This window comes from Pseudomonas sp. H1_F01 (assembly GCF_054681425.1).
Map to the genome: position 1 here is coordinate 3,959,121 of NZ_CP162823.1, position 25,202 is coordinate 3,984,322.

21 protein-coding genes are annotated in these 25,202 nt (G+C 59.8%); 11 read left to right on the forward strand and 10 right to left on the reverse strand.

Going from position 1 to position 25,202, the window contains the following annotated elements; genetic code table 11:
- Positions 1 to 15: 15 nt before the first annotated feature.
- Positions 16 to 1,071 (forward strand): hypothetical protein, encoded by a 1,056-nt coding sequence (locus AB4O09_RS18010; RefSeq protein WP_028237138.1) that lies wholly within the window; start codon positions 16 to 18, stop codon positions 1,069 to 1,071.
- A gap of 70 nt (positions 1,072 to 1,141) precedes the next feature.
- Here AB4O09_RS18010 and AB4O09_RS18015 read toward each other — a convergent pair whose 3' ends face one another.
- From AB4O09_RS18015 to AB4O09_RS18035, 5 genes are all read right to left on the reverse strand, one after another.
- Complete coding sequence (locus tag AB4O09_RS18015; protein WP_003201036.1) at positions 1,142 to 1,906, reverse strand: SDR family NAD(P)-dependent oxidoreductase; 765 nt, start codon at positions 1,904 to 1,906, stop codon at positions 1,142 to 1,144.
- Between the two features lie 268 nt (positions 1,907 to 2,174).
- Positions 2,175 to 4,544 carry a CehA/McbA family metallohydrolase domain-containing protein gene (locus AB4O09_RS18020; RefSeq protein ID WP_028237137.1) on the reverse strand — a complete coding sequence of 790 codons (2,370 nt, stop codon included), beginning with the start codon at positions 4,542 to 4,544 and terminating at the stop codon, positions 2,175 to 2,177.
- A gap of 63 nt (positions 4,545 to 4,607) precedes the next feature.
- Positions 4,608 to 5,357, reverse strand: a complete 750-nt coding sequence (locus tag AB4O09_RS18025) for an ABC transporter permease (protein WP_003201033.1) — start codon at positions 5,355 to 5,357, stop codon at positions 4,608 to 4,610.
- Positions 5,358 to 5,364: 7 nt separating this feature from the next.
- Positions 5,365 to 6,366, reverse strand: a complete 1,002-nt coding sequence (locus AB4O09_RS18030; RefSeq protein ID WP_460107287.1) for an ABC transporter substrate-binding protein — start codon at positions 6,364 to 6,366, stop codon at positions 5,365 to 5,367.
- Complete coding sequence (locus AB4O09_RS18035; RefSeq protein ID WP_003201029.1) at positions 6,363 to 7,202, reverse strand: ABC transporter ATP-binding protein; 840 nt, start codon at positions 7,200 to 7,202, stop codon at positions 6,363 to 6,365. The genes AB4O09_RS18030 and AB4O09_RS18035 overlap by 4 nt, the downstream gene beginning before the upstream one ends.
- Positions 7,203 to 7,336: 134 nt before the next feature.
- Here AB4O09_RS18035 and AB4O09_RS18040 point away from each other — a divergent pair, with 134 nt between their 5' ends.
- On the forward strand, positions 7,337 to 8,080 hold the full coding sequence (locus AB4O09_RS18040; RefSeq protein WP_003201027.1) for a GntR family transcriptional regulator: 744 nt from the start codon (positions 7,337 to 7,339) through the stop codon (positions 8,078 to 8,080).
- Positions 8,081 to 8,097: 17 nt separating this feature from the next.
- Here the strand turns inward: AB4O09_RS18040 and AB4O09_RS18045 are convergent, their stop codons facing one another.
- A complete protein-coding gene (locus tag AB4O09_RS18045; protein WP_003201025.1) occupies positions 8,098 to 9,063 on the reverse strand; it encodes a bifunctional helix-turn-helix transcriptional regulator/GNAT family N-acetyltransferase in 966 nt (321 codons plus the stop codon).
- A gap of 220 nt (positions 9,064 to 9,283) precedes the next feature.
- Positions 9,284 to 9,880 carry a TetR/AcrR family transcriptional regulator gene (locus AB4O09_RS18050; protein ID WP_003201023.1) on the reverse strand — a complete coding sequence of 199 codons (597 nt, stop codon included), beginning with the start codon at positions 9,878 to 9,880 and terminating at the stop codon, positions 9,284 to 9,286.
- 510 nt (positions 9,881 to 10,390) lie between these two features.
- Here AB4O09_RS18050 and AB4O09_RS18055 point away from each other — a divergent pair.
- From AB4O09_RS18055 to AB4O09_RS18090, 8 genes are all read left to right on the forward strand, one after another.
- The gene (locus AB4O09_RS18055) at positions 10,391 to 11,404 is read left to right on the forward strand and encodes an SDR family oxidoreductase (RefSeq protein WP_003201022.1); all 1,014 of its coding nucleotides are present in this window, start codon (positions 10,391 to 10,393) and stop codon (positions 11,402 to 11,404) included.
- 81 nt (positions 11,405 to 11,485) lie between these two features.
- Positions 11,486 to 13,006 (forward strand): class I adenylate-forming enzyme family protein, encoded by a 1,521-nt coding sequence (locus AB4O09_RS18060; RefSeq protein ID WP_003201020.1) that lies wholly within the window; start codon positions 11,486 to 11,488, stop codon positions 13,004 to 13,006.
- Positions 12,996 to 13,607: an HAD-IB family hydrolase gene (locus tag AB4O09_RS18065; protein WP_003201018.1), complete on the forward strand. Its 612-nt coding sequence runs from the start codon at positions 12,996 to 12,998 to the stop codon at positions 13,605 to 13,607. Before AB4O09_RS18060 ends, AB4O09_RS18065 begins: the two co-directional genes overlap by 11 nt.
- 3 nt (positions 13,608 to 13,610) lie before the next feature.
- A complete protein-coding gene (locus AB4O09_RS18070) occupies positions 13,611 to 15,374 on the forward strand; it encodes an FAD-dependent monooxygenase (RefSeq protein WP_003201017.1) in 1,764 nt (587 codons plus the stop codon).
- A gap of 118 nt (positions 15,375 to 15,492) precedes the next feature.
- A complete protein-coding gene (locus AB4O09_RS18075) occupies positions 15,493 to 16,593 on the forward strand; it encodes an acyl carrier protein (protein WP_460107290.1) in 1,101 nt (366 codons plus the stop codon).
- A 74-nt stretch (positions 16,594 to 16,667) separates the two neighbouring features.
- Positions 16,668 to 20,096 (forward strand): polyketide synthase family protein, encoded by a 3,429-nt coding sequence (locus AB4O09_RS18080; RefSeq protein WP_003201013.1) that lies wholly within the window; start codon positions 16,668 to 16,670, stop codon positions 20,094 to 20,096.
- 57 nt (positions 20,097 to 20,153) lie between these two features.
- Positions 20,154 to 20,624, forward strand: coding sequence for an SRPBCC family protein (locus tag AB4O09_RS18085; protein ID WP_013693120.1), 471 nt, complete (start codon positions 20,154 to 20,156; stop codon positions 20,622 to 20,624).
- 85 nt (positions 20,625 to 20,709) lie between these two features.
- On the forward strand, positions 20,710 to 21,408 hold the full coding sequence (locus AB4O09_RS18090) for an outer membrane protein (protein ID WP_003201010.1): 699 nt from the start codon (positions 20,710 to 20,712) through the stop codon (positions 21,406 to 21,408).
- Between the two features lie 53 nt (positions 21,409 to 21,461).
- Here the strand turns inward: AB4O09_RS18090 and AB4O09_RS18095 are convergent, their stop codons facing one another.
- Both AB4O09_RS18095 and AB4O09_RS18100 read right to left on the reverse strand, forming a co-directional pair.
- A complete protein-coding gene (locus AB4O09_RS18095) occupies positions 21,462 to 22,127 on the reverse strand; it encodes a LuxR C-terminal-related transcriptional regulator (protein ID WP_013693119.1) in 666 nt (221 codons plus the stop codon).
- Positions 22,114 to 22,956 carry a hypothetical protein gene (locus AB4O09_RS18100; RefSeq protein ID WP_460107291.1) on the reverse strand — a complete coding sequence of 281 codons (843 nt, stop codon included), beginning with the start codon at positions 22,954 to 22,956 and terminating at the stop codon, positions 22,114 to 22,116. Before AB4O09_RS18100 ends, AB4O09_RS18095 begins: the two co-directional genes overlap by 14 nt.
- Before the next feature lie 101 nt (positions 22,957 to 23,057).
- Between AB4O09_RS18100 and AB4O09_RS18105 the strand changes: the two genes are divergently transcribed.
- Positions 23,058 to 23,486 carry a DUF1810 domain-containing protein gene (locus tag AB4O09_RS18105; protein WP_460107293.1) on the forward strand — a complete coding sequence of 143 codons (429 nt, stop codon included), beginning with the start codon at positions 23,058 to 23,060 and terminating at the stop codon, positions 23,484 to 23,486.
- Positions 23,487 to 23,951: 465 nt separating this feature from the next.
- Here the strand turns inward: AB4O09_RS18105 and AB4O09_RS18110 are convergent, their stop codons facing one another.
- A complete protein-coding gene (locus AB4O09_RS18110) occupies positions 23,952 to 25,196 on the reverse strand; it encodes a saccharopine dehydrogenase family protein (RefSeq protein ID WP_411741696.1) in 1,245 nt (414 codons plus the stop codon).
- Between the last annotated feature and the right edge of the window lie 6 nt (positions 25,197 to 25,202).

Consider the following 25,202-nt stretch of genomic DNA (forward strand, 5'->3'; position numbering starts at 1 on the left):
TCACGGAGAGAGCCTATGCCCGTTCCCCTTCAGATCCCCGCACACCCCGGGGAAAACCTGCGCCCCAGCACCCTGGTCGCCGAGGACCTGCTGAACCCTCGCGGCCTCTGCCTGCAAGCCGATGGCAGCCTGCTGCTGACCGAAGCAGGCTCGGGGTTGCCCGACCAACCCTTCAGCGGCCGTATCAGCCGACTGCGACCGGATCCGCAGCGGCCCGACGCCTACCTGCCCCGCGAAACCCTGGCGCAAGGGTTTCGCGCCATGAACATGCAGGCGCGCATGCTGCGCGATGAAATCATGGGGGTGTCGGACATCGCCTGTGGTGACGGACGCTGCCTGGTCAGCCAGACCGATTACGTCGCCGGCTCCAAACTGCTGGACCTGCAATTCACACCGCCCGAACCGGTCTTTCATAGCCGTGGCAACCTGAATGCGCTGTGCTACCACCCGACCCGCCGCAGTTGGCTGGCCGTCAAGCCCGATACCAACCAGTTGGTGGAGTTCGTCACAGGCCAGGAAGAGCGCGTACTGGCGCAACTGCCCGAACTGGATCAAGGCCAGGAGGCCGTTCCCGTGACCCTGGTGTACGAACCGGCGACAGACGCCGTGCTGATCAGCCTGTTCTCGGGCGAACTGCACGGCGACCCGAGCCGCAAGGGCATCGACTTCGCCGAGAAGGCCGGCCAGGTGATCCGGGTCTGGCCCGCCAGCGCCAGGATCGACATCCTGATTCGCGGCCTGCAACTGCCCACCGGGCTGGCGCTGCGCCCCAACGGCCAGTTGCTGGTGCTGGAGCTCTGCGAGCGCCTGCAACAACCGCTGCTCCCCGACTGGAACGGCGAACCCCTGCATGGTGGCTTTACCCGGTTCAGTGGGCGACTGCTGAGCTGCGACTTGCAGACAGCCCAGATCACGGTTCTCGCCCGCGACCTGGATACCCCTTCCAACCTATGCCTGTTACCCGACGCGGTACTGGTCAGCGAAGGCATGGGGCTGGTCGGGCGGCCACTGCCTGCGCCAGATGGAAGCGTGGTGCCGTTAAACGGCAGACTTCGTCGGGTGCAACTCTGAACAAACGCTCAAGGCCGCAGGCAAAAAAACGGCGCTTACCCTTCATGGGATAGGCGCCGTTTTTCTTGACTCAGCCAGCAGTGACCGTCATGCCACCGTCCGCCATGACCACCGAACCGACGATAAAGCTGGCACGGTCCGACGCCAGGAACGCAACCACCTCGGCAATTTCTTCCGGCTGTGCGGCTCGGCCGATAGGCGCGGCTTCACCGTGCTGGGCAAGGAACGCCGGGCCGTCCTCGACCACGTCATTGAGGATGTTGGTGACCACATCGCCAACTCCGACCGCATTGACGCGAATGCCATGCCCGATGACTTCCAGCGCCAGGGTCCGCGTCAGTTGAGCCAGGGCACCCTTGGAGGCGGTGTAGGCGGCAATGGTCGGGAAGGCAAAATAGGACGCGTAGGAGGCAATGTTGACGATGGCCCCCGACTGGTTGGGCATCATCGCCTTGATCGCTTCGCGTGAATGCAGGAAGGCCGCGGTGGCGTTGACTGCCTGGATGCGCTCCCAGTCCTGGCGCGTCATGTCGATCACCAGCTTGTTGATGATGATCCCGGCGTTGTTGACCAGGATGTCCAACCGGCCGAACTGTTCGACGGCCAGGCCAACGGCGCGCTCGGCAGCGCCATCCTCGGTGATGTCAGCCTCCAGCGGCACCAACCCGGGACGGGCCAGCTCATGGACGGCGGGGTTGATGTCTTCCGCGACCACCTTGGCGCCGCGGGCATGCAACAGCAATGCGATGGCCTTGCCGATGCCACTGGCGGCTCCGGTGACCAGTGCGACCTTGCCTTCGACTTCGTGGGGAATGCTATGTTGGATATCGGTCATGATCGCTCTCCTGCGTGAGCGGGCCGACGAGACATTCGCCAGCCCGGCGCCCGTGGGCGCTGTCGTTATCGACGGCTTCACTTTCTCGCAACCGGGACTAGCGAGCTTTCGCAGGTTTGCCGGGACTGTCGGGGTTTTGCGAAAAATGTGGCCAGAGATGGCTCCCGCTGGGCCCTGTAGGAGCTGGCGAAGCCTGCGATCTTTTGATCTCTCGCTTGAGACTCAAGTGTCTGGGGAAAGACCGCAGCCTCGTTGCACTCGACAGCGCCTACAGGGTCAGAAACAGTGCGGACGTCCAGACCCGTGATTGATCCCGCTGGCGGGCGCAGATGAACAGCGGGTGTTCACGACCTGGCTCAAGACCCAACCGGGCCAGTTCGATTGTCCCCTGCAGCTCACGGGGCAGCGCTGCGGCGGTCACCCGTTCCAGGGACACCTTCAACTCCGCGCCCGGCAACTCTTCGACCACTTGCGATTGCGCCAGCAACTGTTCGCCGGACAGCGTCATCAACACCGTCGGCGCGTGTACGTAAGGTTGCGGCTCGGACGGGTCGCCGACCTTGACGTAGTTGTCGATACGGCTGTGGACCTGCAGCGTCGCGCCGGCCAGTTGCGACAGGTCGATTTCGATGCTGTCGGTATCGCCGTTGGTGTCGGTGCGAAACGCCAGGACCGTCGCATCCTTGCGCCATACGGTCTGCTCGGGATGATCGAGGCCCAACGCGCGGAAGCCATTGATGACCGCGCCCGTGATGCGGATTTCGCCGGTCCAGTAGGCGCCGCGATAACGGTCCTTGATCCGTGCGCCCCCCAGGCGCAAGCGAATGCGTTGCGTGCAAAAACCCAGTTCCTGATGCAGGTTGCGCGACCAGATCAGCTTGTCGCCATCGAACAGATCGACCTGCTCCCAGCCCGCCTCGCCCAGCAGTCGATAGTCCAAGGTGGCATTCGAATCAGCAGTGAAGACTTCACCCATGAAGTGCCTGCCCTGACGCAAGCTGGCGAACGAACGCTCCCCCGTCGTAGCAAAGGTGCGACGAGCGCGCAGGGCCTTGCCCACACTGGCGCGGTCGAAAGCCTCGGCGACAACGCCGGTCAGCCCGCCACGGGAGCCGAACACCGCCGTGGCCGGCACGCCGCCACCGCAGCGGCCCTGGTGTTCATCGCTGTTCGCCGCGGCTCCCACCCGATAGCCGCGCTGCAACGCTTCGGCGTAGACCCAATGGAACTGGCCCCAGGCCGAACCGACCTCGATCAGCCGCTCGAGCTCCGGGTGATGCCAGTCGAGGTTGCAACGACGTCCGCCGACGTGGGGCATCATCAGATGCCCTTCGGGGTCCTTGGCATAGGCGGCGTACAACTCGTCCACCGGCCAGGCCCCCGGCTTGATGGTGCCGGCGGTGAACTCGTTCCACTCGAAGGAGCGCACCAGCCGCCCCTGGTTGTCGAAGGGGAACTCGGGCTTGCGGTCATGCAGGAACACCACGTTGCGGTCGCCGCCCGCACAAGAGTTGCCACACCACTCGGTGCCGGGATAACAAACAAATCGCCCCGGTTCGTTGAGTTCGTGGATCAACTTGACCGCCTGGTCCCAGCGTTGCTCGGTGATATTGAAGTCGTTGGCGGTGTAGCCGAGTACATCGAGCCCGGCGACATCGCGACCGTAGCTGAGGTTGTACAGGGTGTCGTTGGTGCCCACCGTGTCATCGGAGTGCACATGCAGGTCGGCGTAGAGCGGACGCAACGCAGTACCGGCCGGGTCGACGGTAACAAAGGCCTGGGCGCCGTCGACAAAAGGCTCTGCCACCTTGGCGGACAAACGCCACTCGCCCACGGCGCCGAGATCAAGCCCCTCGAGCCGGGCCGTGGCCCAACCTTCGGCGGCCAGCGTGAACGGCTGTTGGCGCTCGCCACCTTCCGGGTCAACGAGGGTCAGGACACCGTTGAGCGGCAAGTTTCGGCAGGTGTTGCCCCAGGCATCATCCACCCGCAACAGGACATCGAACGCCTCACCGGCGCTGACCAGTCGCGGCACGATCAACTGCACGCTCCGCGCCGGTCCCGGCACGATGTCCAGCAAGGGGTCGCCCGGCACCTCGGCAAATTTCGAGCTGCCCAACGGGTCGATGAACAGACGGAAACGGAAGTCCTTCTCGACGAAACTCTGCACCCGCGTCCCCGCCCCGCCCTGGCGTCGGTCACCCAGACGAATGATGACTTTGTCGCCCGGGTTCAGGTAACCGTCGATGATGTCGATGATGATCGCTTTCTGGAACGGCCGTTCATGGCCCTTCTGGTCGAAGCGCACTTTCAAGTGCTGCACGGTGGCCTGGCTCTGGCCGGGCACCAGTTCACCGGCCTGGTATTCGGCGCTGACGTAGTTGGGGCCGGCCGGGTTCGAAGTCTGGAACAAAGCCCAGTCGGAGTAGAACTTGAAGGCCAGCTTGAGCCAGGCACCATCGGCCAGGCCACTGCCACCGACCTCGTAGACCAGGGTGATTTCATCCCATTGACCGGCGACCAGCGTGTCACGATCACAGTGGACGCTGCCCAGGAACGGACGTTTCTTGTTGCGCTCGTACAAGCCTTGCGGGGCGATGTAATGCCCGGCTTCGCGGGGATCGAAAACGTTACTCACATGACACCTCGTGCAGTGGTCCACTGAAGGTTTGAAAGGGGGACGAAGACAAGCAGGTAGCGCTTATTGCACGCGCCATTTCTGGTAGTGACGCTCGATGCGCCGGAATACAAAACTCTCCATCAGCCAGGCAATCAGGCCGATCACGACAATGCCCAGCAGCACCTGGCTGCTGTTGCCGATCTGGCCGCCCGTGGACACCATCCAGCCGATGCCCTGGGAGGCGCCGATCATTTCCGCCGCGACCAGTGCCCGCCAGCCCTGGCTGAAGCCAATGCGCAAGGCGGCCGTGACGAACGGCAACGAGGCCGGCAGGTAGACGTGGGCCAACAGTTGCCAGGCATTGGCACCCAAGGTGCGCGCCGCGCGGACTTCACCGCCGCGAATACTCTGCACGCCCTCCTGGATGGTCACCGCCATGGGGAACATCGCGGCAATGAAAATCACCAGCACGATGGACACATAGCCCAGGCCGAAAATGATCATGATCAGCGGCGCCCAGGCAATCGGCGGGATGGCCATGAACAGGCTGTTGAGTGGCGAGATAAAGTCGCGAAAACGCGAGGACAGGCCAGCGCCAGTGCCCAGCGCAATCGCAACGATCACCGCCGCGCAAAAGCCCCCCACCTCTTCAAGCACACTGGCCTGCAGGTGCTGCAACAGCGAGCGGTCGCCCAGCCAGCGCAGCGCCTCGCGGGCAACGTCCCAGGGCTGCGGCAGGATGTAGGTGGGAAAGCGGCTCGCCAGGGCGATCCAGATCAACAGCAGGAATGGCAGCGACGCCCATCCCCAGTTCGGTTTTGGCAAGGACATGACGGACTCAGTGCGCGGTTTTTTCGAGGTAGGAGGTATCCACGATCTGATCAGTCTTGAGCGTGGTCTCGATAAAGCCCAGGTCGTGGGAATAATCCATCAGGCGTTGGATGAACTGGATGTCCGACGCCTGCAAATCCGCCGACCAGCCCAGTCGGGTACGGGCCTGGGCGACGATGGCGTCCGGGGCGATGGTCTTGCCGTCAGTGCCTTGCACCGCTTCAAGCTTGAAGGCCTCGGCGATGAGCCGGTTCGACTCGGCGGGATGCTCATTGAGGAAGGCGATGGCCTTGCGATGGGCACGCAGCAGCTTCACCACATCATCCGGACGTTCCTGCAAGGTTTTCGGCAAGGCGATCACCACATACCACGGGTACTGGGGCAACGCCTGGTTGACGTCCAGCAGGATCCGGCTCGAGCCGCGCAATACCGACTGGCTGACGAAGGGTTCCCAGGAAAATGCCGCATCGACGACGCCGCTCTCCAGGGCCGCGTTCATGTTGCCCGGCGGCATGTCGATGATGTCCAGGTCCTTGTCAGGGTCGAGCCCGGCCTTTTCCTTCAGGACATAACCGCGCAGCAACACATCCATGCCACTGCCCTTCTTGACCCCGGCCAGTTTCTTCCCCTTGAGCGCATCCAGGCTGGTGATCGGACTCTTGGCGTCGACAATCACTGCAGCCTGACCGTAATTGACCTTCGCCAGGATCCGGCTTTGCAGCCCGCGGGAAAACCACTGGTACACCGGCGGCGTGCCGACGTAGGCCACATCCAGTTCACCCGCGGCCAGAGCCTGCTGGATCACCGGGCCATCGCCCAACGACTTGAGGTCGACGTTCAAGCCTTCCTCGCGGTAGTAACCCTGTTTGTCAGCAATCAGCGCCGGGGCGTTGGCCATGGCGAAGACGTACCCCACACGCAAGGGTTTCTCTTCACCCGCCACAGCGAATGCGCTGCCCGCCAACGTGGCAGCAGACAATGTAAGGGCAAGCAGCGAACGTTTGATCATGCTGTCAGCTCAAGTCGAGGAGTGGAGTGAGCAATGGCCTGGGGCGCGTCCATCACCTGGGCAATGCGCGTCATCAGTTCATTGCGGTAATCCAGGAAGGCCGGCAGGCGGCGGGTTTGCAGGTTGCTGCGGGGGCGCGGCAGGTGGATCTCCAGCTCGCTGTGAATACCGCCCGGCGCGATATTGAGCACGACGACCCGATCGGCCAGGAATACCGCTTCGTCGATGTCGTGGGTGATGAACAACACCGTCTGGCCCAGTTCGGCCCAGATGCGCAACGTCTCTTCATTCATGCTGTTGCGGCTGATGGCATCGAGCGCGGCGAACGGCTCGTCCATCAGCAACACGCTGGGTTCGAGGGCCAGGGTCCTGGCCAGGGAGACACGCTGTTGCATGCCACCGGAAAGCTGGTGCGGCAGCCGATGCGCCGCATTCTCCAACCCGACCAGGCGCAGGTACTGCAACGCCTGGGCGCGCTGCTGCGATTCGTCGATTCGAGCGCTCATCCGCAGACCGAAACGGACGTTTTCCAACGCGCTCAACCAGGGAAACAGTTGCGGCGCCTGGAACACATAGCCCAATTCCGAACGCTCCGGACGTACCGCTGTCTGGTTGATCGTGATACGACCGCTTTGCGGTTGCATGAACCCCGACAACAAGTTCAGCAACGTGGTCTTGCCACAACCGGATGGCCCCAGGATCGCGACGAACTCGCCAGGCTGGGCGTTCAGGCTGAAAGCGGAAAATACGGAGTGCCCATTGGGGTAACTGAAGCTGATGTCATCGACCGTCAGGGCATCGGCTTGCGGCTGTGCGTAAGGAAAGGTTTTGAGCATGGCAAGTGTCGTCAGGTCGTTTACAATGGGAATACCTGACATAATACGTATTAATACAAGTAGTCCCAATAACCTATTTTTATAACCTTAGAAGTGAAGGCACCCTGCCCCGCTCAAGGCCATGGAAACTGACTGTGTCCACGCCCATTCTTCGCGACAGCACCACCTCGCTCTACGAACAGATCGCCCATCAACTGTTGGAGGAAATCCAACGCGGCGACTACGAACCCAGCGGCAAGCTGCCGTCCGAGGCACAGTTGGGCGAACGGTTCGGGGTGAGCCGCGTCACGGTTCGCCTGGCGGTGGGCAAGCTCAGCGACGACGGCGTGGTGGAGCGCAAGCAAGGCAAAGGCACCTTCGTGGCAGCCAAGCAGGTACGCCACGGCCTGGATGCGTTGCGCAGTTTTCATGAGGCGTTGTTGCTGCAAGGGCTGCAACCGAGCATGCAGGTGGTCAGCCATGCCCTGCAGCCCGTTCCAGAGATCCTGCGTGGTTTGTTTGAGGACGCAGACGACTGCCTGCTCCTGGAGCGTTTGCACTTCGTCGATGACGAACCCATCGCGTTGGGGCGCAGCCACTTACCGGCAGAGCTGGCCAGCGTGGCCTGGGCTGAAGTCGAACATCAACCGATCTATTCCATTCTCGAGTCGATCACCGGCCTGGCGGTCACCCGTGCCGACCTGGCCATCCGTGCGCAGGAAGCCGACAAAGGCCTGGCCAGCGCGCTGCAGGTCAAACGCGGCGCCGCGCTGCTGGTCATGGAGCGCACATCCTATTTTGCCGACGGACGCTGCTGCGACCGCACGACGTTTTTCATCCGCCCGGAACGCTATGCCTTCATCCTCAGTGGGGTTTTCAAATCCACGTCGGCCAGTTGATCTCGACGGATTACGCGTCAACGTGATGAGGCGGCTGGACCCGGCCTGACAAAACACTGCTCCATGACCCGCTGCCCCCATTGCTGCCCTTCTTGCTCCAGTTCCAACTTGAAACCGAAATCCTCGTACAGCTTGCGGGCAGCATCGAGCCCCTGGAACGTCCAGAGACTCGTTGAACTGAAGCCCCACTCGTCACAGAACTTCATCGCTTCAGCCAACAAGCGTCTACCGGCGCCCTTGCCTCGTGCCGAATCATCCAGGATGAAGCAACGCAGCACCGCACTGCCGTCCTCTCCTTCGCCGTCGATGGCAATTGAACCGACCACTCGTTCGCCATCCAGGGCCGACCAGACCTCGTTGCGCGGATTGTGCAAACGCCCCATCAGTTCCGCCATGTCCGATGCCACCAGGCTTTCGAACGGCTGACCGAAGTTTGAACGCCTGGCGTAATAGTTTGCGTGCATTTCCGCCATGCGACCGATGAGGCCAGGACGGTAGCCCCGGGCAATCTCCAACTGCGCCGGCGCAGGTGGCTCTGCACCGAGCCGATGAGCGTGCAAGGCGTCGGCATAGCTGGCAATCCCCTCGCTCACGATCTGACATTGCCCGCTGGACAAGTGAGACATGGCCGCGACAACCTGTTGCGTGGCGAAAGCATCGATGTCTCGAAGGGTGTTTTGCCCCTGCGCGGTGAGTCGCAATCGCTTGGCGCGCGCATCCTGTTCATGGGGAATTTCTTCGATCTCGCCGGCCTCGACGAGCTTGCGAACCATCCGGCTTACGCTGGACTTTTCCAGGCCGAGCAACTCGACAAGCTCACCCGCCGTCAGGGATTCGTGATTGCCGATCTCCACTATTGTGTGCACCGACGACGGCGGATAATCCGTCGCCGCCAGCGTGGTGCGCATGAACCCCAGCTCTCGCACCATGAGGCGCGACGCTGAACGGACGTTCTCAATCAGATCTGGTGGGCAATGGTTCATGGGGGACCTCGGACGCAATGATTGAGTAGTTGTACCGCACAACTAAATACTCATCAATGCGTTCAGTCAAGCTTCGCGGCCCGAATCCCAGGATAACTTCAAGACCTTCCAGGCCGATGGCATTGCCGCCCTGCTCTACATGTTGCTGGCGTGCATGCTGGTGGGTGTATTCCGATGGTCTGAGCGCCGCTTGCTGGCCTATCAGCGATAAACCAAGGGCTTATAGAGGCTCTGCGGTCTGGATGAGCGAGTTCAATACCAGCTTGATTTCAACAGCTGGGTCTTTATGCCCTTGCAATATCAGGCCTTCCGCCAGGGCGGTGAAGGTCTTGGCAAGCGCGGCGTAGGCCAGCGGCGGCTTCTTGCCAGCGTGATTGAATATGATGGTAATCAACTTGCCCAAGGCCTCGCTGTTTTCCTCATGCAAGTCGTAGTAATGCGGCGAGAATTCTTCATCGCGCAAGGCGATCAATTGCAACTCGGCATCGAGGATCGCACAGCGGGTATTGTTCTTCAGCGTGTCGATATAGGCATTCAAGCCGTGACTCAACTGCTCCGCCGAATATCCCGATGCCAGGGTCGTACTCAGTCGGTCGATCTCAACTCGCTTGAAGCGTTGAGTCAATTGCAGCAGCAAGTCCGATTTACTTGAAAAATTTGAGAAAAAGGCGCCTTTGGAAAAGCCCGCCTCTTCGGCGATAACGTTGACGCTGGCGGCATGAAAGCCCTTTCGGATCATCAGCTCAGTGGCTGTGTCGAACAATCTGTCTCTTGTTACTTGCTGGCTCTCTTCTCGACCTAGTCTCTTTTTAATCACGCCCTCGGCTCCTTTGGCCAAACAAGATAGCTATGTGTAACTGGATGCAACGAATCGATTACTCACTGTACGTAACCCGTTTTCGCCATCATATCTTATACGCGCCTTGTTCAATCATTTACATTTTAACTTTCAAGAAGTGCCATGTATGTGCCATGTAGTTGGAACAGCCGGAAAGGCACGCTAGATGGGCTACCCGCCACAGTTTTGCTCGAATATGAAGCAATCAAAATCTTCATTTCGCCCCGTTTGATGAGTCCCTGACATCCCTTTGAGCGGCTCAAACCGGATATTTTCCTGTCCGACACCCCACGCTGGATCGTGAAAAAACGCCCATGAAGCCCGGTGCAGAGCCATCAGCTCGTCAATCCGACGAAATACCACTTGATTTTCAGATACCGAATGGTTTTTACTTGCGCCGTTGGTGGAGCCCAACGCCTGATCAGCGCATCGAGTCAGTGACACCGCTCTCGATGCAATGCCAGGTCACCTCACTGGAGCGGGATTTTAATGGAATATGCCTTCGTTACAGGCGCTACTGGCCTGCTCGGGAATAATGTCGTTCGTGCGCTGTTAAAGCGGAACATCAAAGTAAAAGCGCTGGTTCGTTCCGTAGAGAAAGCCAAGAAACAGTTCGGCAGCCTGCCTGTGGAGTTTGTCGAAGGCGACATGCTTAATGTCGAGGCCTTCGCCCATGCCCTGCAAGGGTGTGATGCCCTGTTTCATACGGCGGCCTATTTCCGCGACAGTTACAAAGGTGGGAAACATTGGCAAAAGCTGTATGACACCAATGTGACCGGCACCGAGCGCTTGCTGCAAGCCGCTTATGACGCCGGTATCCGTCGTGCAGTCCACACCTCTTCCATTGCCGTATTGAAGGGCAACCGGGATCAAGTGATCGATGAAACCATGTCTCGCAGTGAATTGGAGGCTGACGATTACTACTTGAGCAAAATATTGTCCGAACAGAAGGTCCAGCAATTCCTGACCCAGCACCCGGACATGTTTATCGCCATGGTCCTGCCAGGGTGGATGTTCGGCCCCGGCGATATCGGCCCTACTTCCTCAGGCCAGTTCCTGCTCGACTTCGTCGGACAAAAATTGCCCGGTGTACTGCCCGGAAGCTTTTCCGTTGTCGATGCCCGGGATGTGGCCGAGCATCAAATCGCGGCCATCACCCGCGGCAGGTCCGGAGAGCGTTACCTGGCCGCCGGCAATCACATGGACATGAAGAGCATTTTCCAGGCGCTGTCCAGCGTCAGTGGCATAAAAGCCCCAGAGCGAAAAGTGCCCCTGTTCATGCTGCGAATCATCGCGCTTATCTATGAAGGTTATTATCGGATCACCAAAAAACCGGTGCTCATCAGTACCTCCACGGTCAAGCTCATGGAGCAAGAACAAGGCCGCACTCATTTCAGCCACAACAAAAGTTCACGGGAGTTGGAGTGCAAGTTCCGCCCTGTTGCTGAAACCCTGACCGATACCCTGGATTGGTATCGGAATAACAACTACACAGATGCTTAATTGAAACAATTCATATATAGCCTGCCTCTGTAGTACTTTTTTTGACTAGCCATACATCCAAGGATTGAGAGAGGTTGGTAAATGAAAAGCCTTTCATATAAAGAAGGTTTTCTGCATCGCTTTGTCGGTTTTTCGGAATCGTTCCCCGAGCAAGTTGCTATTCGGCATCTGGACACGGAAGAAGATACCGTTACTTATCGCGAGTTGCGCATCAAGGCTGAACAATGCAATGGCGCTCTTACAGCGCTCGGTGTATTGCCTGGCGACAAAGTAGCGCTGGTACTGCCCAATGGCGTGGCGTTCATCGCTTACTACTTGGCGATCATCGGGCGAGGTGCCATTCCGGTCATCCTCAACTACAAGTTGACCTCCTTCGAAATGGCCAGTGTCGTCAGCCTCGCCAGGCCGACGCTCGTGGTCACGACCGAAACACTATGGGTGCAACACAGCGAGGTATTCCAGGCTGACAACGGTGTCAGGCACTCCCTGGTGCTGGACGGCGGGAGCGAACCGTCAGCGCCCCTGCCTGCCAACGCAACGGCCATCTCTCAACTGCCTTGCCAGATCGAAGCCTTGTTGTTGCCCGAGGGCAATCCGATCGTCTCGGTACAATTCACCTATCGTGGCATCGGCAGGCCCCTGGCTGTTTCTCACCGTTATCTCGACCTGACGCAATCGAGCGACGGGCTGCATGAGCATTTTCATCTGCAAGGCGTCGGATCCGTTCATCTGGTGACGCTGCCGCTGTATGCCATCTTCGGCCTGTCCGTGATGATGGTGTTTCCCTTGAGCATCGGCGCCACCCTGCTGATGACCAACACCCTGCTCAATCGAGACCTGGCTGAAGTCCTGTCCGAGCATCAGGTCACCTTTGCCTGCCTGGTGCCCGACGTCATTCGCTACTTCAATACGCGCCTGGCCAAGCGTAAAGGCGCGCTCCTGCCGTTGCACCCGCAGTTGATGATTTACTCGGGCGGCAGCCACCTGCCGGCCGACGAGGCCGAGAAGCTGGGAAGGCTGCTGGGATGTAATCCGGTGCTGCAGGGCTATGGCTTGACCGAAAGCATGCCCGTGATCGTCCAGAGCTCGATTGGAACGGTCCACCGTGGCGCCATGGGCCAGCCGATCAGCGGTGTGCAGCTACGCATCGTCGACGCCCAGGGCCAGGACGTAGCGCCTGGGCGTATCGGCGAATTGCTGATACGCGGCTCGATGGTGATCGACGGCTATAACGATGCCGAGGACACCAATGCGCGGTTCTTCCGCGATGGTTGGTTCCACAGCGGTGACCTGGTCTGGCAGGACGACGATGGGCATGTGTTTTTCTATTGCCAACGCCTGCGAATCTCGAAGATCAAGGCGCAGATGGTCGACCTGGTGGAAATCGAATCCGTCGCCCTCAAGCACCCCGACGTGGTGCGCGCCAAGGCCTATATCGTCCCGGACCACAAGGAAGTCAACGTGCTGCACCTGTGCGTCGAAGGGACCGGCGAGCTGACCCAGAACGCGCTGTCCACCCTGCTTTCGCGCTACCTATCGGGCTTCAAGCTGCCCAAGACCATCGAGATTACTTCTCTCAAGGAAGAGGCACATGCACGCTAACAGCACACAACCGGTCCTGGCCGTTTTCGACTTCGACGGCACATTGACCGACCGGCACACGTTCTGGCGCTACATGCGCTTCATCGTAGGCACACGTTCGTTCTGGCTGCGGATCATTCCCCTGCTGCCCAAGATGCTCAGCGTGATCGTCGGCATCACCCCGCTGATGCAAGCGCGCCTGGCGTTCATCGCCTGCTACCTGGGCGGCCTGTCGGTGGAGCAAGAGCGCGAGCATGCCAAGTATTTCATCAGCGAGCTGCTGCCGCTCTGGCTCAGGCCCGAGGCGTTGCGACGGCTGCAATGGCATCAGTCCATGGGGCACGTCACCGCGCTGGTGAGCAATTCGCCGGAAAACTACCTGATCCCCTGGGGCCAGGCCGCGGGTTTCGACTATGTGTGCGGTACCCGCCTGGCAACGGCAAAGAACAAGCTGACCGGCGGGATATCCGGTACCAACTGTGTAGAGCGAGAGAAAGTCACGCGGCTCAAGGGCTGCTTGAGCAACCTTGATGATTTTTACATTTATGCCTACGGCGATTCATCAGGCGACGATGCCCTGCTCGGCATTGCCAACTCTCCCTTCTACAGAAACTGGTACTGATCGATGAACACTCTGAGCACGTTGGCCCCCAAGCATTTCCAGCGACCTGGCAGCGCCCCGACGGTCATGATCGTCGGCGCCGGTCCTGTTGGCCTGTCCCTGGCAATCCTGTTGAAGAAATGGGGCGTGTCGTTCCGCATCATTGAAAGGAACGCCGGCCCCTCGACGGCGACCAAGGCGATGGCTATCCATTCCCGGACCCTGGAAATCTTTCGGGACCTGGGCGTTGCCGAGCAAGCCATCAGCGACGGCTTCACGATCAACCAGTTTTCGGTGCAGTCGAATGCCAAGCGGGTACTGAACTACAACTTCTCCTACCTGGACGCGCCCTATCCCCTGCTCCTGAGCCTGCCACAGCCGCAAACGGAGAAGATTCTCCTGGAGCGGCTCAGGGAGCTGGGTGCCGAGGTGGAGTGGAATACCGAACTGACGGACATCGAAAACCTGCCGGGTTCGGTGCGCATGACGCTCAAGCATGCCGACGGCACCGACGAACACTTCACCAGTCGTTGGGTGGCCGCGTGCGACGGTGCTCGCAGCAACATCAGAAAACGCCTGGACATGACCTTCGAAGGCTCGTCCTACGACCGCTTCTTCATGCTCGCCGATGCCGATATCGAGTGGTCCGGAAGCAAGGACGAGGGCGCATTTTTCCTGGGTGCGCAGGACGGTTATGTGGCCGTTGCACCGATCAGCGCTCAATCGCGTTACCGGTTGTTCATCGAAATGCCCTACAACCTGCCGCCAGAAGGCGAGCGCCCGTCCTTGAGCCTGGAGAACTTCCAGCGCTTGTGCGAAGGGCGCGGGCAAAAGATGACGCTGTCCAACATTTCATCGACCACCATCGCCTCTTTCCAGCATCGCCGCGTGCAATCGATGCAACAAGGCTCCGTGTTTCTGCTGGGGGACTCGGCGCATATCGGCAGCCCCATCGGTGGGCAGTGGATGAACCTGGGGGTTTCCGAGGCCTACAACCTGGCCTGGAAAATGGCCTATGTCGATCAGGGCCTGGCGAATCCATCCTTGCTCGACAGTTACAACGAAGAGCGCTACCCGGTTGCCCTGGAAGTCGAGAACACCGCACACCGGCTGACGGGGCTGATTACGGTCCGGCGTCGCGCCCTGGTGTGGCTGCGCGACAATGTCCTGCCGCTGTTGAGCAACCGCAAAAAGGTCCAGCGCAAACTGCCGTCGATGATTTCCGGTCATCAATATCACTATGAGAAAAGTGACTACATTCAAGAATCGCTGACGAAGAAGCAGCGCAAGAACTGGAGCAAGAAAGGGAAAAAACCCGAGTTCCAGAGCGCAGCGCCTCGCGCCGGGCAACTGGCGCCCGATGTCGAACTGTGGCAACTGCAAGGGATGCCAGCAAAACGCTTGATCGACTTGTTCCACGGGACATTCACGCTGCTGATTTTCAGCGCGGCCGATCAGTTTTCGCCGTTGCTGCCAGGCTACTACGCGCTGGCCAAGTCGGTGGAAAAGGACTTCCCAGGCATCAAGGCCTACTGCGTGATCGACGCCCTGAGCAGCGCCGGCCTGCCGGCTTGGCACTCGACGTTGCTGGACCCCGATTGGCGACTGCATAAGCGCTATCACGCCAAGGAAGGCACGATGATGCTGATTCGTCCTGACGGCTATATCGCTTTCCTCGGTGCCGATGCAATAACGCTGATGACGTATCTGAATGTAAGGTCCGGGTTGCTCAAGGGTGCCAGAAAAACAATATCTTGCGAGACCGACGCAGTGGAACTCCAACTTTAAGTCGCTCCATGGCTACTGCCAGTTTGATGAACTGATATAAACAAGGCCCTGCCCTGGGCCATGATTTTTGATCTTTCTTACTTATAGAAATATCGACCGACTTGGTTAGGAGAATCTTATGCGCTTGCAACTTAATGATGTTGTGCAGGAATTCATCGTGTCCAATGGGAGAATAGCCCATAGCTATTTCTCTCTTTCCGAAAAGATTATTGATTCACTCTGCGAATCCAATATCGCCAAAGAATCAATATTGCTGCGACTCTTGGAACAGGCTGAAACGGTCACTGCGCATTACTTCAATGCTCATCAACAAGTCCTTGAAGGCGTTTATGCCAATGGGACCGAAGCGGCGGTCAACACGAGTGTTCCCGTACTCGAGCCGGTTCATTCAAACCCGACCATACTGGCGCCGACGCCTGTCGTCGAAGCCGCCGCAGCCGTCGAAGAGACAAATGCACTCAGCTACGGGCAATGGTTGCGTGCCGAAATCAGTACGGTCACCGGCTTCCAGGCTCAACAGATCGACTTCGATCAGAGCTTCGAGAGCCTGGGGATCGACTCCCTGGGGCTGGTCGATATTTTCGAATCCCTGGCCCAGCACTTCCCGGAAAAGAAAGACCTGACCTCGCAGCTCTTCGACGCCCCTACCCCAACCGCATTGCTGGCGCGGCTTGAAGCCGATCCGCAGGCACCAACGGTGGATGTCCAAGCGTGGGTACTCGACCAACTCGCGACCATCACCGGCTTTACGGTCGAGCAGATCGACCCGACACAAAGCTATGAAAGCCTGGGCCTGGATTCCCTGGTGCAACTGGACTTCCTGGAGTCGGTAGTCGCCATGTGGCCGCAGCTCAAGGCCCACAGTTCCGAACTGGCCAACGCCAAGTTCCCGCAGGCAACCATCGCCCTGATTCAAGCCGCCCTGGCCGATCCCCAGCCGCAGGCGGTGCCTGGCGACGAACCTTCAGCGGCCACGACGGACACTCAAGGGCAGGAAGAAAACCTGCTGCTCAACGCCTTGTCCCCGCTGATCCCGGACGCAGCGCAGTCGATCGACATCCAGACGCCGTTCGCACAACTGGGCCTCAACGGCTTTGCCCGAGAGGCGCTCTGCCAATCCATGGCGCAACAGTGCTCTGCCAGCGAATTTGCCGGTGAAGCGCTGATGTCCCGTCGCACGCCTGAGGATGCCTTGTCGCTGCTGGCCAGGCTGAGCTGAGCCCGGCAGCAACAGGAATGGAATCCGGGTGATCGAACAGGTCACCCAGCATTTTGGCGATCAGGGAGACAGGTATGAGTGGCGCAGTCACAACAAAGGGCGATTTTTGCTTTAGCGCAATGGCGGGCGAGTTTCCGGGGGCGCCGTCCACGGATGCGCTTTGGCAGTTGCTCTCGCAAGGGCAGATCGCACCGATCGAATCAATGCCGACACGCTGGGAATTGGACAAGGCGTCGATCTATTCAACCAAGGCCGGCGAGAAGGATCGCACGTACCTGGACAGCGCTTTTTGCCTGACCGATGACGTCTCAACCCCGTCACGGCACGAAGGACGACAGGTCGCCATCGGCAAGAAAGTGCTCCAGACGCTGCTCACCCAACTCGCCGGACAAGGCTCGGCGCTAAGCAGGGAGCGCACCGCGCTGGTGGTCGCGACCTCCTGGAGTGACGAGAGCTATTTCGTCACCGGCGTGTCCGGAAAAACCGACGCACCGGCCGGCTTTACACCGGGTGAACAAGTTGCAGAACTGGCGGCGGCCTTTGCCTTGGGTGGGCCGGCGTTATCGGTAGACACCGCGTGCAGTTCGTTCCCCTATGCCCTGGATATGGCCCAGGCACTGGTCAACAGTGGCCAGGCTGACAACGCGATTGTCATGGCCCTCAACACCGTGCTGCCACCCGCGCTGTTCCTGGGTTTCTCGCAGTTGACGGCTTTTTCCGCCCGCGCGCGGATGGAAGCGTTCGGCCAGGACGCCGACGGTATCGTGCCGGGCGAATGTGCCGTGGCCTTTCTGGTCGAACCGCTCGCCCAGGCCCTGACAGCGCAGCGTCATCCCCTGGGCGTGCTGCGCGCCTTGGGCATGTCCGCCGACGGCGCCGAAGGCTCGGTGTTTGCGCCAGGCAAACAGGCCCAGTACTCGGCCTACCAACGAGCCTATCGCGGCCTCGATCCACGCGATGTCGACTACATCGAGACCCACGGCACCGGGACACCGCTGGGGGACGCAACGGAGCTGGCCTCGCTGAACAGCTTCTTTGCCCCCCATCGTCCGGACGGCAAGAAAATCACCATCGGCTCGATCAAGTCGGTCATCGGCCATCCCCTGGCCGCTGCCGGCGGTGCCTCGCTCGCCAAGGCCTTGATGATACTGCGCCATAAAGGCATCCCCCCGCAGCCCGGTTACCGCCCCAGCACCAAGGTCGACGAGACCTGCCTGAGACTCGCCACCCAGCAGATACATCCCCTGGAGGATCATCCATCTGCACGCCGGATTGGCATCTCCAGTTTTGGTTTCGGCGGTGCCAACGCGCACTTGGTGGTGGATGAATACATTCCCGACAACCACCCTGCCGCCCCCCTGACCGCGCCGGCGAGCGCCAGTGGCGTGGTCATGCTCGACCTTGCCATTGTCGAGGCTGAAGCAGCGCTGGGCAGCCACCGTTCCTTGCAGTCATTCCAGCAGCAACTCGATCAACCCGCCGCCCCCTCCGTCATGTTCCCTTATGGGCGCTTCGTTGATTACACCCCGGCGCCCGGTCAACCGTTGTTGGGTAAATTCCTCGCACAAGACCACGTCATCGATATCGATGGCTATGGCATGGGGCCCAAGCCATTGGCTCATGTCGATCCGTTCAAGCTGTTGATCACCGATCGCGTCAATCATTTGCTGCGGCGTTTGCCAGGCGTGGCCGGTTCGCCCGGCACAGCGATGGTCATGTGCTGCAACATGGGTGGCGAGCGCTTCAGCAATGCCTACAGCAGCGCCCACAACTTCTACTCCCGGGCGCAAGGTGCGGCACCGGGCGTCGAAGTGACAGACGTGGCAACCATGCTGCCGAACATGTTGTCCGGCTATCCGGCGCAGATTTTTGACTTCAAGGGTTTCCATCAGACCCTGGTCGGCACAGCGGGCCTGTTCTGGCAAACCTTGCTGGCCTCGCCGCAATGGTTCAACGACGGCATCACCACGCTGCTGCTCGGCGCAGGGCGTTTTGTCAGCGGTGAAATCGAGGTCGAGCGCGCCCGGAGTAGCGCAATCACGCAAGGTGAAGGACTGGGACTGATCGCGCTGCGTCGTTACCAACCGGATGCCGCTGACAAACCCTTGCTGGTGATCCGCGCGGCGGTCCTCGCCCACGCTGCCGGCTCGTTGGAAGAGGCTTGCCAACGGCTGGACAAAGCGCCGAGCGACTATCCGAACGTTGACGTCTGTGAGTTGCAGCCTGCTGCGACGCCTGCCAGCGGATCACTGCAGGAGATGACCGGTTTCCTGGCTGAAGCCAGCGGCATCGAGACCCTGTTGGCGGTGATGTTGAAGGGCGCGACCCATTCCGTGATCGAGGTGCGCGACGCCGGCAAGACGGTGATGTGGCTGTTTACCGAAAAGCTTCGCCAATGGAGCCCGACGGCGGCCGAAGCCAGCTCGCCCATCAAGCATCCCTTCATGTTGCGCTTTGCCCATTCGTCATCCCACGAACTGCAGCAGGTCATCACGCCTGCCCGGCCTGTCAGCCTGGTCCGCGAACCACAGAACGATGGCGTCGACGTACTGCAACTCAGCGACATGCTCACCAGCACCTTGCTCTCCGGGCTGCGGGTGCGGGTTCGCGCCATGGAAAGCCTGTTCGCCCTGCACCATGGCGACACAACCCAGCGCCCGACGCACTGGCAGCGCAGCGCGGAACATATCGTGATCGCCAACGCCCAGCGCAGCCCACAGTCGCTGCACGCCCAGCTCGTGGTGGATGAAGCACACCCGTACTTCTTCGATCATCCCCTGGATCACGTCCCGGGCATTTTGCTGCTCGAGGGCGTGCTGCAACTGATCGAACTGGCCATGCCGCCTCTGAGCGGACGGGTCGCCTACATCAAGAGCCTGACGATCAAGTTCCAGCAATACGTACAGAAGCAAGGCGTGATCGATCTGCACGTCGAGCAAGGCCAGGATCCCCAGGTGTTCAATGCCAAGGTCATGCAGGCCGGGAAAGTGATGTGCACCTGCGTCCTCGGGATGGCCTACAGCTCGGCGTTCGAGACATCGCCAGCCGGCGAATTCACCGCCACGCCCTGCCGTAACAAGGCCTTGTTGCACAAGGCCAGGGAGGAGAACGTCATCGTCAGTGACATGAGCGGCGTCGCCCAGGGCCTGAGCGTGGACACGGTGAAACTGCCGCAGGAACACTTCTTCCAGGCAGGTGATCCCGAACACTATTCGATGGTGTATTTCCTCGAAGTCGCTCGCCAGTGCTACATGCAGATCGCCCACAGCCATCTGCGGATTCCACTCAATACGCCAATGAATCTGCTGGCCTTGAGCTTCACCCTGGATCGCCCCATCCCCAGGAACAGCCCGCTGTCATTGGCGCCGCAAGCCGGCTTTGATGCGGCGCTCCAGGCATTCAAGACCAACCGCATCTATATCGACCTGTTCAACCGGGGCGAAAAAATCGGTCAAGCGAGCATTACCGCCCAGGTGCTCAGTCAATCCGCGCCGGCGGCCTGAGCATTGAATGGATCTGCCCTCCAGCATGACCGTGCCCCCCACAACCAAGGTGTCGCCGTGAACGATGTCAAAGTGCAAGTCATAGTCAAATCGCCCCCTTCTGAAATCTGGAAGATCTGGAGCAATTTTGCAGAAGCGCCGTTATGGGATACCGACGTTCGCCAGTGTCAACTCGACGGCCCTTTCCAGGCGGGGACACGCGGCAAATGCGTGCTCAAGAATGGCTTGAACATGCCACTGAAACTGGAAGCCGTGAGCCTGCACGAAAGCTATCGCAACAGTGCACGGCTGCTGTGGATCGACCTCGAGTTCGATCATCAGTTGCGCAGGCTTTCTCCCGATGAAACCCATGTCATCCATAGCGCGAAAATTTCCGGGCCGTTGAGTTTCCTGTATCGCGGACTGCTGCGCAAAGCGTTGACCGCAGCGATGACCACGGCACTGGACAACCTGTGCCGGCTGGCTGAACAACGGGCCATTGGCGCCCCAGGACACGAGAAAACCGCGACGCCTTTGCACCTCGTGTGAATGCCTCCCGGAAGCACGCGTGCTGAACGCACCTTCCCGGACTCGCTTTGCTTACTTATCGATAACAGCACATTTCGGATCTAGCATGAACCTACAGAAAAACAGCCAATATCTGCTCATGGCCATCGTTGGCCTGGGGGCTATTGCCCCAGCATCGAGTTTCGCCGACAACCTCGGCCCCTATGTCAGTGGCATGGGCGGCGTGAACTGGGTCTCTAAACAGGACCTGACCCAGAACAGCAATGATTTCGTCGAGATGGAATACAATCAACCGCTGCACTCGGGCTACGCCACCGGGCTGGCAGTGGGCTGGCGGTTCCCGGTCGGACTGCGGCCCGAGGTGGAGCTGAGCTACCGCCGCAACACCATGGACCAATTCAATAACCGGGTCTACGAGGGCGGAAGCAGCATCGAGGGCAAAGGCGAAGAGGAAGCCAGCAGCCTCATGGCCAACCTCTGGTATGACGTCTCGAACCTGCCGGCCCCCTTCAGCCGCTTCACACCTTATGTAGGCGGTGGCCTGGGCTACGCGGTGCTGACCATCAAGGGCCTGGAAGCGGGTGGCGTCGAGTTCGGCGGCACCCATCGCGACACCGTCTCGGCCTGGCAACTCGGCGCAGGCGTTGCTTACGAGCTGAGCGACCATTGGTCCATGTCCCTGGATTACCGCTACTTCAAGACCGGCGAAGCGAACTACGGCAAAATCCAGGGCCTGGTCCCAGCCGATGTGAAAACCGAATACAACGCCCAGTCCTTGATGCTCGGCCTGCGGTACTGGCTGTAAGCGCTAGCCGGATCGACGCCTTGCCTTGGCCAGGCGTCGATTTCTCATCTCGTCTAACGCAAAGTGCCAGGCGCCTGGCGCCCGGCAAAACGCGCCGCAGCCACCGCCCGGTTGGGGACGTTCAGCGCACGGATCAACGAAGAGACATGAATGCGCACAGTGAAGGGAGAAATCTCAAGCGCTGCGGCGATCTCCTTGTTGGTCTTGCCTTCGGCAATCAATTGCCAGACCTCTCGCTGCCGGGACGTGAGCTTGTTCATGTCATCGTTGGAGCCAAGCGGCAGCGGGTCCGAAGGCTCGTACTTGACCAGTACTTCGCCACGACGAATAGCGCCGATAGCCTTGCCGACCTGCTCGGGAGAAAGGCTCTTACCGACAAAGCCGTCGACACCGGTCTCCATGACACGCCCAATGACATCGCCGTCATCCAGGGTCGAAACCACAATCATCACAGTGTGCTTGAGTGCCTGGCGCAACTGCGCAAGCTCGCTGACGGAACCCAGGCCGGGAAGACGTATATCAAGAATCAGCGTATCGAGAGCGTGTCCATTCGTTACGAGCGTCCGTACTTCTTCCAGGCTCCCTGCTTGTTCGATCATCGCCTCAGGTACCAGGCGTTGCAGTAACAGCGTCATCCCCTCTCGGAACAGCGGGTGTTCGTCTGCCACGATGATCCGGCAAATCTTCTGGCCCGAAACGCGTCGTTCATCGCGCCTCATACTGCATCTTGATGACTTCGCTGATTCTCTGCGCAACGCCATTGGCCGGCGGCGTGACGGATCGGATCGACTGCCCACGGTAGGGTCCGTCCGCAGGAAACCAATTCTGGACAACGACGACGTTTTTCGGCAGCGTGGCCGAAGCCGAGCCGGTAGAAATTTCATTGGTGAACTTGCAGGTATCAAACGTGCCGAGGGCGGTCTTGATCGTTTCGCGACCGTTGTAAGTCAGCTTCTCGACGACATCGAACTCGATGGTTGCCCCGGCGCTCACGGCTTTGTTTTTGTAGCTGACGGTGACGGTCTGCCCAGGTTGCAGCTCAATCGGTGTGGAAGCAGGAGGCTGATAGAGGGTGGTCACCAACGATGCCCCGGCGCCATGGCGATCGCCGTAACGAATCAATCGACCGTCCTTGATCTCGGCGAAGGTTGTCGTCAGGAAGAACGGCACATTGTTCAAGAACGAGGTGTGCGCCGAAGCCATCGGATTGGCGTCGGCAAATGCCTCACGCCCCAACGTCTCGGTTCTGCCGCGACTGATGGTCGACGACAGGTTGTCGCGGCTTTCGTACTCCACCACTGTCCCGGCCTGAAAGTCCGCTTCGTTGGTGCAAGCGGCTGAAGACGTTGCACTGGCGGTCGAGGCCGACGCATCGGCGATAAAAGAACCCCAACCACTGACGGCAAGGGTCGAGGCGGTGAACGCCGTTGCCAGGCGTTTGCGCCAAGCCGGATTGACGTTGGACTTTCTGGCAGATGTACTTTTCAAAAAACAGATCCTTGTCCCGATGTGCTCGTTGCGATCGATCGAAAAACCGATAACGCTCATAGGTTAGGGACGAGCGCCGAGCGGCGCTATAGCGCAAGTGTGCTATAGGCTTTGCCCTTGTCTGGTTCATTCTTCAGCCTTGAAACCATACGGAGGCTCGCATGACCGAATCACTGGAGCGTTTTATCCAGGCGCAAGCGTCTACCTATGAGCACGCCTTGCTGGAACTGCGGCGTGGCCGCAAGGAAGGCCATTGGATGTGGTTCATCTTTCCGCAATTACGCGGCCTGGGCGTCAGTGAGAACGCCACCTACTATGGCCTGTGCGGCATTGACGAAGCGCGTAACTATTTGCAGCACCCGCTTCTGGGACCGCGACTCGAGCGCGCCACCCGTGCCGTACTGGACTCGGGAGTCGCTTTGGAGAAACTCCTCGGGACCATCGATGCCATGAAGTTCGCGTCCTGCATGACGCTTTTTGCAGCGGCTGCAGGCGAGCATTCCGTGTATGCCCAAGCGTTGGAGGGTGGGCTGAAGGTCGACACAAGGACACTGGATTTGCTTAAGGAGCAAGAGAGTAGAAATGCCTGACTACGAAACGTGGACGTTGCGCCAGCCAATTGAGTGGTGAGCGAAAAATCAAGAGATCGCAGCCTTCGGCAGCTCCTACGCTCGACCCAGCGAGAACAGGCTCTCATGGAACAAATTGCAACCATGTGATTTTTAAGGCTGAAAATACATATCGATCGTTCCCACGCTCCCGCGTGGGAATGTCGCCAGGGACGCTCCGCGTTCCGCTTCTGGAGTGTGACGCAGAGCGTCACGGGATGCATTCCCACGCAGAGCGCGGGAACGATCAAAAACAGATATCTCGTGGACGTCGCTCTAGTTCCCTGCGCGACAGCGCGGCGTCGAAGATGTGGCGGGGACTCCCTCGCCACAGGTTATCTGTTTGATGGGGTCATAAACGAAAAATGCCCCGTACCTTTCGATACGGAGCATTTTTTCAAGGCTTCCCGCGGATTGTGGGAGCCGGAACGCAACCCGCCGCTATCCTTAGGCGTTTTGGTTCCAGGGACGGTCTCCATGCTCGTCCTTGATGCGCGTCGGCAAGCCCATCACGTCCAACGCCTCGAGGAACGCCTCGGCAGGCAGCTCCTCGACGTTGACCATGCGCTGCACGTCCCACTCGCCACGGGCCACCAGCAAGGCTGCGGCCACGGGTGGCACGCCTGCGGTATAGGAAATGCCCTGGCTGTCGGTTTCGGCGTAGGCGTCCTCGTGGTCGGCCACGTTGTAGATGAACATCTCGCGCGGCTGGCCGTCCTTGACGCCCTTGACCAGGTCGCCGATGCAGGTCTTGCCGGTGTAGCCCGGCGCCAGCGAACTCGGGTCAGGCAGCACGGCCTTGACCACTTTCAGCGGCACGACTTCCAGGCCTTCGGCGGTCTTGACCGGTTGCTCGGAGAGCAGGCCGAGGTTCTTCAGTACGGTGAACACGTTGATGTAGTGCTCACCGAAGCTCATCCAGAAACGTACGTTGGGCACGTCGAGGTTCTTCGACAGCGAGTGCACTTCGTCGTGGCCGGTCAGGTACAGGTTCTGCGAGCCTACGACCGGCAGGTCGTCGGTGCGCTTGACCTCGAACATGGTGTTGCTGGTCCACTGGCTGTCCTGCCAGCTCCACACCTGTCCGGTGAATTCGCGGAAATTGATTTCCGGGTCGAAATTGGTGGCGAAATATTTGCCATGGGAGCCGGCATTGACGTCGAGAATATCGATCGAATCAATGCGGTCGAAATGCTGTTGCTGCGCCAGTGCCGCATAGGCATTGACCACACCCGGGTCGAAGCCCACGCCGAGAATGGCGGTGATGTTCTTTTCCTGGCACTCCTGGAGGTGGTTCCACTCGTAGTTGCCGTACCAGGGCGGCGTCTCGCAGACCTTGCCCGGTTCTTCGTGGATGGCGGTGTCCAGGTAGGCCGCGCCGGTATCGATGCAGGCACGCAGCACCGACATGTTGAGAAAGGCAGAGCCGACATTGATGACGATCTGGGACTCGGTTTCGAGAATCAGCGCCTTGGTCGCTTCGACATCCAGAGCGTTCAGTGCGAAAGCCTTGATGTCGGCGGGTTGCTTGAGGCTACCCTTGGCCTTGACGCTGTCGATGATGGCCTGGCATTTGGAGATGTTGCGCGACGCGATAGCAATACGACCGAGTTCGTCGTTGTGCTGCGCGCACTTGTGGGCCACCACCTTGGCGACACCTCCTGCACCAATGATAAGTACGTTCTTCTTCAATTTCTT

Coding starts and splice junctions, on each gene's coding strand:
- AB4O09_RS18025 (WP_003201033.1), bottom strand. CDS start 5,357: ATGTCCTTGCCAAAACCGAACTGGGGATGGGCGTCGCTGCCATTCCTG.
- AB4O09_RS18060 (WP_003201020.1), top strand. CDS start 11,486: ATGAAAAGCCTTTCATATAAAGAAGGTTTTCTGCATCGCTTTGTCGGT.
- AB4O09_RS18090 (WP_003201010.1), top strand. CDS start 20,710: ATGAACCTACAGAAAAACAGCCAATATCTGCTCATGGCCATCGTTGGC.
- AB4O09_RS18030 (WP_460107287.1), bottom strand. CDS start 6,366: ATGATCAAACGTTCGCTGCTTGCCCTTACATTGTCTGCTGCCACGTTG.
- AB4O09_RS18095 (WP_013693119.1), bottom strand. CDS start 22,127: ATGAGGCGCGATGAACGACGCGTTTCGGGCCAGAAGATTTGCCGGATC.
- AB4O09_RS18075 (WP_460107290.1), top strand. CDS start 15,493: ATGCGCTTGCAACTTAATGATGTTGTGCAGGAATTCATCGTGTCCAAT.
- AB4O09_RS18010 (WP_028237138.1), top strand. CDS start 16: ATGCCCGTTCCCCTTCAGATCCCCGCACACCCCGGGGAAAACCTGCGC.
- AB4O09_RS18065 (WP_003201018.1), top strand. CDS start 12,996: ATGCACGCTAACAGCACACAACCGGTCCTGGCCGTTTTCGACTTCGAC.
- AB4O09_RS18105 (WP_460107293.1), top strand. CDS start 23,058: ATGACCGAATCACTGGAGCGTTTTATCCAGGCGCAAGCGTCTACCTAT.
- AB4O09_RS18100 (WP_460107291.1), bottom strand. CDS start 22,956: ATGAGCGTTATCGGTTTTTCGATCGATCGCAACGAGCACATCGGGACA.
- AB4O09_RS18045 (WP_003201025.1), bottom strand. CDS start 9,063: ATGAACCATTGCCCACCAGATCTGATTGAGAACGTCCGTTCAGCGTCG.
- AB4O09_RS18080 (WP_003201013.1), top strand. CDS start 16,668: ATGAGTGGCGCAGTCACAACAAAGGGCGATTTTTGCTTTAGCGCAATG.
- AB4O09_RS18035 (WP_003201029.1), bottom strand. CDS start 7,202: ATGCTCAAAACCTTTCCTTACGCACAGCCGCAAGCCGATGCCCTGACG.
- AB4O09_RS18055 (WP_003201022.1), top strand. CDS start 10,391: ATGGAATATGCCTTCGTTACAGGCGCTACTGGCCTGCTCGGGAATAAT.
- AB4O09_RS18015 (WP_003201036.1), bottom strand. CDS start 1,906: ATGACCGATATCCAACATAGCATTCCCCACGAAGTCGAAGGCAAGGTC.
- AB4O09_RS18070 (WP_003201017.1), top strand. CDS start 13,611: ATGAACACTCTGAGCACGTTGGCCCCCAAGCATTTCCAGCGACCTGGC.